Below are 6,610 nucleotides of genomic sequence, written 5' to 3'. Positions count from 1 at the left end.
CCTGTCCATGTCACTCAGGCGTGATCCCCAACGCCGACAGCCGCGCCTAAAGTGTTGTCAATGACGAATACGGCCACTCGCAGCTACGGCGGCGTCAGCGCGACCGAGCGCCGCGCCGAGCGCCGCGCGCGCCTGCTTGTCGCCGCTCGCACCACCTGGGGCGAATCCGGAATCGGTGCCGTCACAGTCCGGGGCGTCTGTAAAACCGCGGGCCTGACCGACCGCTATTTCTACGAACATTTCGCCAACCGCGAGGAGTTGCTGCTCGCCGTCAGCGACGAGGTGCGCGATCAGATGCTGGCGGCCATGGTCGAGGCGGGTGTCTCCGCGGATGGTCCGGCCGAGCGAAGACTCCAATCCGCGCTACAGGCATTCCTGGAAATCATTGCGGCGGACCGCCACATTCATCGCATCGTCACCACCACGGACCCGGGCGACCTGCCCGAGCTGACTCAGCGTCGCCACGACGTACTGACGATGATCACCGGCCTGGTCGTCCAACACGCTCCCGCCGCGCTGGGCATCTCGATCGAACCGGAATGGCTGCACCGCGCAGCGCTTTTCATTACCGGTGGCGTCAACCAACTCATCGAAGGCTGGCTCGGCGGCACCATCGATATGACCGCCGCCGAACTTGCCGCCGAATGCGCGCGCATGTGCGTCAGCGTCCTGGAAAACACCCACCCCTGACCGCTCACCGCGAAGAGGAACCAATGATCGCTCTCGTCACCGGAGCCAATCGAGGCATCGGGCATGAGGTGGCGCGCCAGCTAGCCGCCGGCGGGCATACCGTAATCGTTTCCGCTCGGTCTCTGGACGCGGCCACGAAGGCGGCTGCGGATATCGGAGGCGATACCCATCCACTGCAACTCGATATCACGAGCGAGCGCGATATCGGCTCCGCCGCAACGGATATCGGCGCACGCTTCGGTGGGTTGGACATCCTCGTCAATAATGCCGCCATTACCTACGACACCTGGCAGCGCGCTGCCTCCGCGGATCTCGACGTCGTTCGCGAAGCAGCCGAAACCAATCTCTATGGTCCCTGGCGACTGATCCAAGCCCTGCTGCCGCTGTTGCGTGCCAGCGCCCATCCGAGAATCGTGAACGTCTCGAGCGAGGCCGCCTCCCTGACCAGCATGGGCGGCGGTACCCCCGCCTACAACACCACCAAAACCGCCCTCAATGCCCTCACTCGAATGCTCGCCGCCGAGCTCCGCCCGGCGGGCATCCTCGTCAACGCCATCTGCCCCGGCTGGGTAGCCACCGATATGGGCGGCCCCGGCGGCCGCCCGGTCGCCGACGGTGCCGCCGGAATCGTCTGGGCGGCAACCCTTCCCGACAACGGACCGACCGGCGGATTCTTCCGCGACCGCCAACCCCTGCCGTGGTGAACGGGTACTGGGTGTGTGGTTCAACTCGGTGTGGCGGGTTCGGGCCAGAGCCAGCGGGTTGAGTGGTAGGCGATGAGGGCGCCGAGGGCGTTGAGGGCGGCGCGGAGGGCTCCGTCGTACCAGGGCATCGGGGTGGAGTAGTCGGCCAGCAGGAGCAGGAGTGCGGGGGCCGCGAGGGACCAGTAGAGGTAGTTCGCGGGGCGCCAGCCGTAGCCGAAGACGGCTGCCAGGCCGACTCCGATTGCGACGGTGATTGTTCCGGGGTTGGTGATGAGGATCAGTGCCGTTACCACGCCGCCGAGGGAGTTGCCGACGGTTCTCTGTAGTCCTTTGGCGCGTGTTTGCTCCGAGGTGGGCTGCAAGGTCAGCAGCAGTGAGGTGACCAGCCAGTGTGCGCCGCCGCCGAGCAGGCCGCCGGATAGCAGGGTGCTCGAGACGACGGCGGTCAGCAGGGCCAGGCGCGCGGCGTGGTGACGGATTTTCGGTGACGACAGGCGGGCACGCGGTGACATGGCCTGAGCGGGTGGTGTGCTCTTCCGGTGGCCCCAGTTCGGGAAGATCAGGAGCGCGGCCCAGAGGCTGCCGAGTAGTTGATCGAGACCGGGCACCACGGTTGCGGCCCCCGAGCCGGTGATGCCGATCAGCAGCACGCCGAGCGCGGCCGTGACTCCCACGCGCGGCAGGAAGGCTCCGAGCGCGGCGGCGGCGGTGACGGCGATGACCAGCAGCCACGTGTGCGGTCCGATCAGCCACACCACCACACCGGCGGCGGTCAATGACACGGTGCGTGTGGCCAGCAGGCGCGCGCGCTCGGCACGGTCGGTGGTTCCCAGCGGCATCACCACCAGCAGCGCGGCCAGTGACATCGACGCGCCGATATCGGCGTGACCGGCCCAGTACATCGCGAGCAGCGGCGTGAGCAGCGCGATGCCCGCGGCCACCCCCGCCGGAATATCGGGTGGGGCTTGGGGTCGCCAGAAGCGTTGCAGTGCTTCGATACTCGCCGGGATCCGCCGGCGGCACTCGGACAGCAGGGTGGCCGCCGACTTCACAGTCGCCTCACAACGCCTCCTCGATCACCGGCCGAATGGATCACCAACCTAACCGCGCTCGTCCGCGAAGTGCGGAAACGCCACGGGCGCAATCACGAACCGCGTCGAGCCGGTGCGCGCCCGGACGGTTGGGTAGGTGCCGGTGTCATCGGCGGTGCGGCGGGGATGGGCCGGGTGATGGGATGTTCGGTGGTGACGATGGCCGAGTGCCCGTGGTGGGTGAAATGCAGTGGCCCACCCTCATGCAGGGTGTAGGTGGCGCTCGGTGCGGTGATGTCGACGGCGAGGCGACATCCCTGCCAATGAAAGGTGAAGGCGAGCCGGGTCACCTTGTCGGGCAGTCGGGGCGCGAATGTCAAGGCGCGGTTCTGATCTCGCATCCCGGCCAGCCCGGCGATCAGGGCGATCCACGATCCGGCGAGGGCGGCGATATGCAGACCGTCGCGGGTGTTGTGTTCGAGATCGTCGAGGTCCATGAGCGCGGCCTCGGCCAGGTAGTCGTAGGCGAGGTCGAGGTGTCCGACCTCGGCGGCGATCACGGCCTGCGTGCACGCGGACAGCGAGGAGTCGCGCACGGTGAGCCGTTCGTAGTATTCGAAGTCGCGTGCCTTCTGATCCGGGGTGAACGCGTCGGTGCGGCGATACAGGGCCAGCACCAGGTCCGCCTGTTTGACGACCTGCTTGCGGTACAGGTCGAAGTAGGGGTAATTCAGCAGCAGCGGATAGTGTTCGGCGGGCGTGGCGGCGAAATCCCACACCTGATGCTCGGTGAACCCCTCGGCCTGCGGATGCACCTCGAGCGCCTTGTCATACGGGATGTACATGGCGTCGGCGGCATCGCGCCAGCGCGCGGATTCCTCCTCGTCGATGCCGAGCTCGCGTGCTATATCGGATTGGCGTGCAACGGCATCGGCGGCGGCGCGCAAGTTCTGCTGCGCCATGAGATTGGTGTACACATTGTTGTCGGCGACAGCGCTGTACTCGTCCGGCCCGGTCACGCCGTCGATCCGGAAATGGCCTTCGGCGTCATGATGCCCGAGACCGGCCCAGAGCCTTGCGGTTTCGGCCAGCAGCCGCACCCCGATCTCGCGTTCGAAGGCTTGATCGCCGGTCGTGTCGAGGTAGCGCAGCACCGCGTCGGCGATATCGGCGTTGATATGGAATGCGGCGGTTCCCGCGGGCCAGTAGCCCGAACACTCCTCGCCATGAATTGTGCGCCAGGGGAATACGGCGCCGGTGAGTCCGAGCTGAGCCGCCCGCGCATTGGCCATGGGCAGCGTGGCGTGCCGCCAGCGCAATGCGTGCGCCGCCGCATCGGGAACCACCTGGGTCAGCACCGGCAGGACATATGACTCGGTATCCCAGAAACAATGCCCGTTGTAGCCGGGACCGGTGAGACCCTTCGCGGGAATCGCCCGGCCCTCCGCTCGGGCTCCGGCCTGCAATACGTGGAATAGCGAAAACCGCACCGCCTGTTGTATTTCCGGATCCCCCTCGAGCAGAACGTCCGCCCGCGACCAGAATTCGTCGAGGTAGGCGCGTTGCTCCGAACACAGGCCAACCCATCCGGTCCGGCGCGCACCGGCGAGAGCGGCATAGGCCTGGTCCCGCACGGCGGGCAGCGAACGGGTGCCCGACCACCCGTAGGCGACGAACTTGTCTATCCGAAGCCGTTGTCCCGGTTGCAATTCCGTGGTCACGGTGACCCGCCCCAGATCGGGGAAGCTCTCCGATTCGACCCGGGTCGGCTCGGGTCCGTCGACGATATGATCCATCGCCGCGGCGATATACAGCCTGCTGCGCTCGGTCGAATGCACCAGCCCGGCGCGGGTGCCCTTGGCGGAGTGCTGCTCCGCCACCAGCGGTGACGGGATCTGTCCGGCGCGCGGATCGGCGGCCGGTGCCGGAAGTTCCTCGTTGGCAACGAGTTCGGACTGCACCACCACCCGCACCGGCCGGTCGAAGGCCCGCACTTCGAAGCGAATCGCGGCGACCGAACGCTGCGCCAGCGACACCAACCGGGTCGAGGACACCCGAATGGGGCAGTCCGCCGGTGACACCCAATCGGTTTGCCGTCGCAGCACGCCGTCCCGGAAGTCCAGGCACCATTCGTGCGCGTCGAGCCGCCCGGAGGTGAGATCGAACGGCTCGTCATCGACGAGCAGCCGAATCAGCTTGCCATTGGTCACATTGATGACCGTTTGATCGGACTCCGCGTAGCCGTATCCGGGCTCGCCGTGCGGCAGGGTGCGCAGTTCGTACACCCCGTTGAGATAGGACCCGGGCAGCCCGTGCGGTTCGCCCTCGTCGAGATTGCCGCGCCAGCCGATATTTCCGTTCGAGAGCGCGAATACCGACTCCGCCTGTGCGAGCACGCCGAGATCGAGCCCGGTCGCCCGCAGGCACCAGGGCTCGACCTGAAACCGAGGATGATCGATCATTTCGCACCCGCCAGATCTGCCAGATCGGTCACGACCCGATCGGCCCCGTGCGCCAGCAGCTGCCTCGCCTGACCCACCCGGTCGACTCCGATCACGTAGCCGAAGCCGCCCGCGTGACCGGCAGCGACTCCGGCCAGCGCATCCTCGAACACGACCGCTTCCGCCGGATCGACCCCGAGCGCCCGCGCACCGGCGAGGAACATGTCCGGAGCGGGCTTACCCGCCAAATGCTCTCGCTTGGCGGTGATTCCGTCGATGCGCGCCTCGAACAGATCCTCGATATGAGCGGCGGCGAGGACATCACGGCAATTCGTGCTCGAGGACACCACCGCCCGCCGCAACCCGGCCTGCCGCACCGCGCGCACGTAGGCGACCGAGCCCGGATACGCCTGCACCCCGTCATTGTGGATGCGACGCAATACGATCGCGTTCTTGCGATTGCCGAGGCCCTGTACGGTTTCGGCATCGGGCGGATCATCCGAATTCCCTTCGGGCACTGTGATTCCCCGGGACTTCAGAAAGGCTCTCGTGCCATCGGCGCGCGGCATGCCGTCGACATAGGTGTCGTAATCCTCGACCGGATCGAAGGCCACGAAGGGTTCATCACCGCGCTCGGCTCGGGTCATCAGGTAGGCGTCGAACATTTCCGCCCACGCGGCGGCGTGCACCTTGGCGGTCTCGGTGATCACCCCGTCCAGGTCGAACAGGCAGGCCCGGATCCCGCGCGGCAGGCCCAGTGCGCCGAGATCTTCGGAAGCTGTTCGTAGTAGCGGGGTTTGGGACGCGCTCATGACACGGCACCTGTCGTCGAGGCGACGGGCTGGTTCGCCGCGTTCCGATACGTGTCGATCATGGCGAGGTAGTTGTCGGCGATCCGATGCCGGACCGCGTCGCGATCGAGTCGACCGCCGAGATAGTCGGCCAGCGGGTCATGCCAGATCGTGCGACCCGCGGCGAACCCGGCGTAACCGGGCACCCCGGCCGCCACCGACAGCCAGCCCCGCACCCGCTCCACATCGGCTCCGTGACCGAGCACGATGCAGGTGACATCGTCGCGTCCCTGACTGCGAGCCTGGGCGGCGGCGCCCTCGCACCCGCCGCGATCATCGATCCCCTGAATCTTCCAGATATCCGGTTCGATTCCCGCATTCTGAAGTGCGGCAATGGAATCGACAATCAGCCCGGGCAGCATGCGGTGCTCGTAGGTGAGCTCGTCACCGGCTCGCGCCTGCTGCGCCGCGGTCGGCGGGACCAGCAATTCGAAGAGCAGGCGGTGATGGTGGGCGCGCAGCCAGCTCGACAGACAGGCCAGCCGGGTCTCCTGCGGGCGGTTGCTCGCGGGATCATCCTCGGGGTTATAGCGGACAAGCACTTTCACCAGATCCGGCTCGAAATCCGCTATGTGGTCGGCGAAGTCGTCGTAGGCGAGTTCGAACTTCTCCAGCCCGGACTTCTCGACCGGCATCGCCAAGGTGACCCCCGCCGCCCGGGCGAAGCGGGCGACGTCGGCCCCGTATTCCTCGTCGACCAGCACACCGCAACTCTCGCGCGGCGCACCGCGATCGAGCGCGTCCTCGAAGGCATCCCAGATCAGCATTTTCAGATCCTCGGCTTCGCGGCGCTGCGCCCGATCCGGTGGTCCGGCGACGCCGAGTAGGCCCGAAGTGAACGACTCGCGGTGATCGAACGGCAGCAGGTATAGCGGATGGCCGATGTCCATGAA

General features: G+C 66.9%; 6 protein-coding genes. 2 read left to right on the top strand and 4 right to left on the bottom strand.

Features of this window, described 5'->3' with window-relative positions; translation table 11 throughout:
• Positions 1-60: 60 nt before the first annotated feature.
• Both ACFVUS_RS25935 and ACFVUS_RS25930 read left to right on the top strand, forming a co-directional pair.
• Positions 61-690 carry a TetR/AcrR family transcriptional regulator gene (locus tag ACFVUS_RS25935; protein WP_387771552.1) on the top strand — a complete coding sequence of 210 codons (630 nt, stop codon included), beginning with the start codon at positions 61-63 and terminating at the stop codon, positions 688-690.
• Positions 691-713: 23 nt separating this feature from the next.
• The gene (locus ACFVUS_RS25930) at positions 714-1,394 is read left to right on the top strand and encodes an SDR family oxidoreductase (RefSeq protein ID WP_387771549.1); all 681 of its coding nucleotides are present in this window, start codon (positions 714-716) and stop codon (positions 1,392-1,394) included.
• Positions 1,395-1,414: 20 nt separating this feature from the next.
• Here ACFVUS_RS25930 and ACFVUS_RS25925 read toward each other — a convergent pair whose 3' ends face one another.
• The 4 genes from ACFVUS_RS25925 to ACFVUS_RS25910 form a co-directional block, all read right to left on the bottom strand.
• Complete coding sequence (locus ACFVUS_RS25925; protein ID WP_387771546.1) at positions 1,415-2,446, bottom strand: FUSC family protein; 1,032 nt, start codon at positions 2,444-2,446, stop codon at positions 1,415-1,417.
• 92 nt (positions 2,447-2,538) lie between these two features.
• Positions 2,539-4,887: a glycoside hydrolase family 65 protein gene (locus tag ACFVUS_RS25920; RefSeq protein ID WP_387771543.1), complete on the bottom strand. Its 2,349-nt coding sequence runs from the start codon at positions 4,885-4,887 to the stop codon at positions 2,539-2,541.
• Positions 4,884-5,678 carry a beta-phosphoglucomutase family hydrolase gene (locus ACFVUS_RS25915; protein ID WP_387771540.1) on the bottom strand — a complete coding sequence of 265 codons (795 nt, stop codon included), beginning with the start codon at positions 5,676-5,678 and terminating at the stop codon, positions 4,884-4,886. Before ACFVUS_RS25915 ends, ACFVUS_RS25920 begins: the two co-directional genes overlap by 4 nt.
• Positions 5,675-6,607 carry a 2-deoxy-5-keto-D-gluconate 6-phosphate aldolase domain-containing protein gene (locus ACFVUS_RS25910; protein ID WP_387771537.1) on the bottom strand — a complete coding sequence of 311 codons (933 nt, stop codon included), beginning with the start codon at positions 6,605-6,607 and terminating at the stop codon, positions 5,675-5,677. The genes ACFVUS_RS25915 and ACFVUS_RS25910 overlap by 4 nt, the downstream gene beginning before the upstream one ends.
• Positions 6,608-6,610: the final 3 nt, after the last annotated feature.

Source organism: Nocardia sp. NPDC058058 (assembly GCF_042885355.1).
In the GTDB taxonomy this organism is placed as follows: domain Bacteria; phylum Actinomycetota; class Actinomycetes; order Mycobacteriales; family Mycobacteriaceae; genus Nocardia.
Note: the sequence above shows the minus strand (reverse complement) of the source record. Positions and strands in the feature narration are given on the sequence as shown.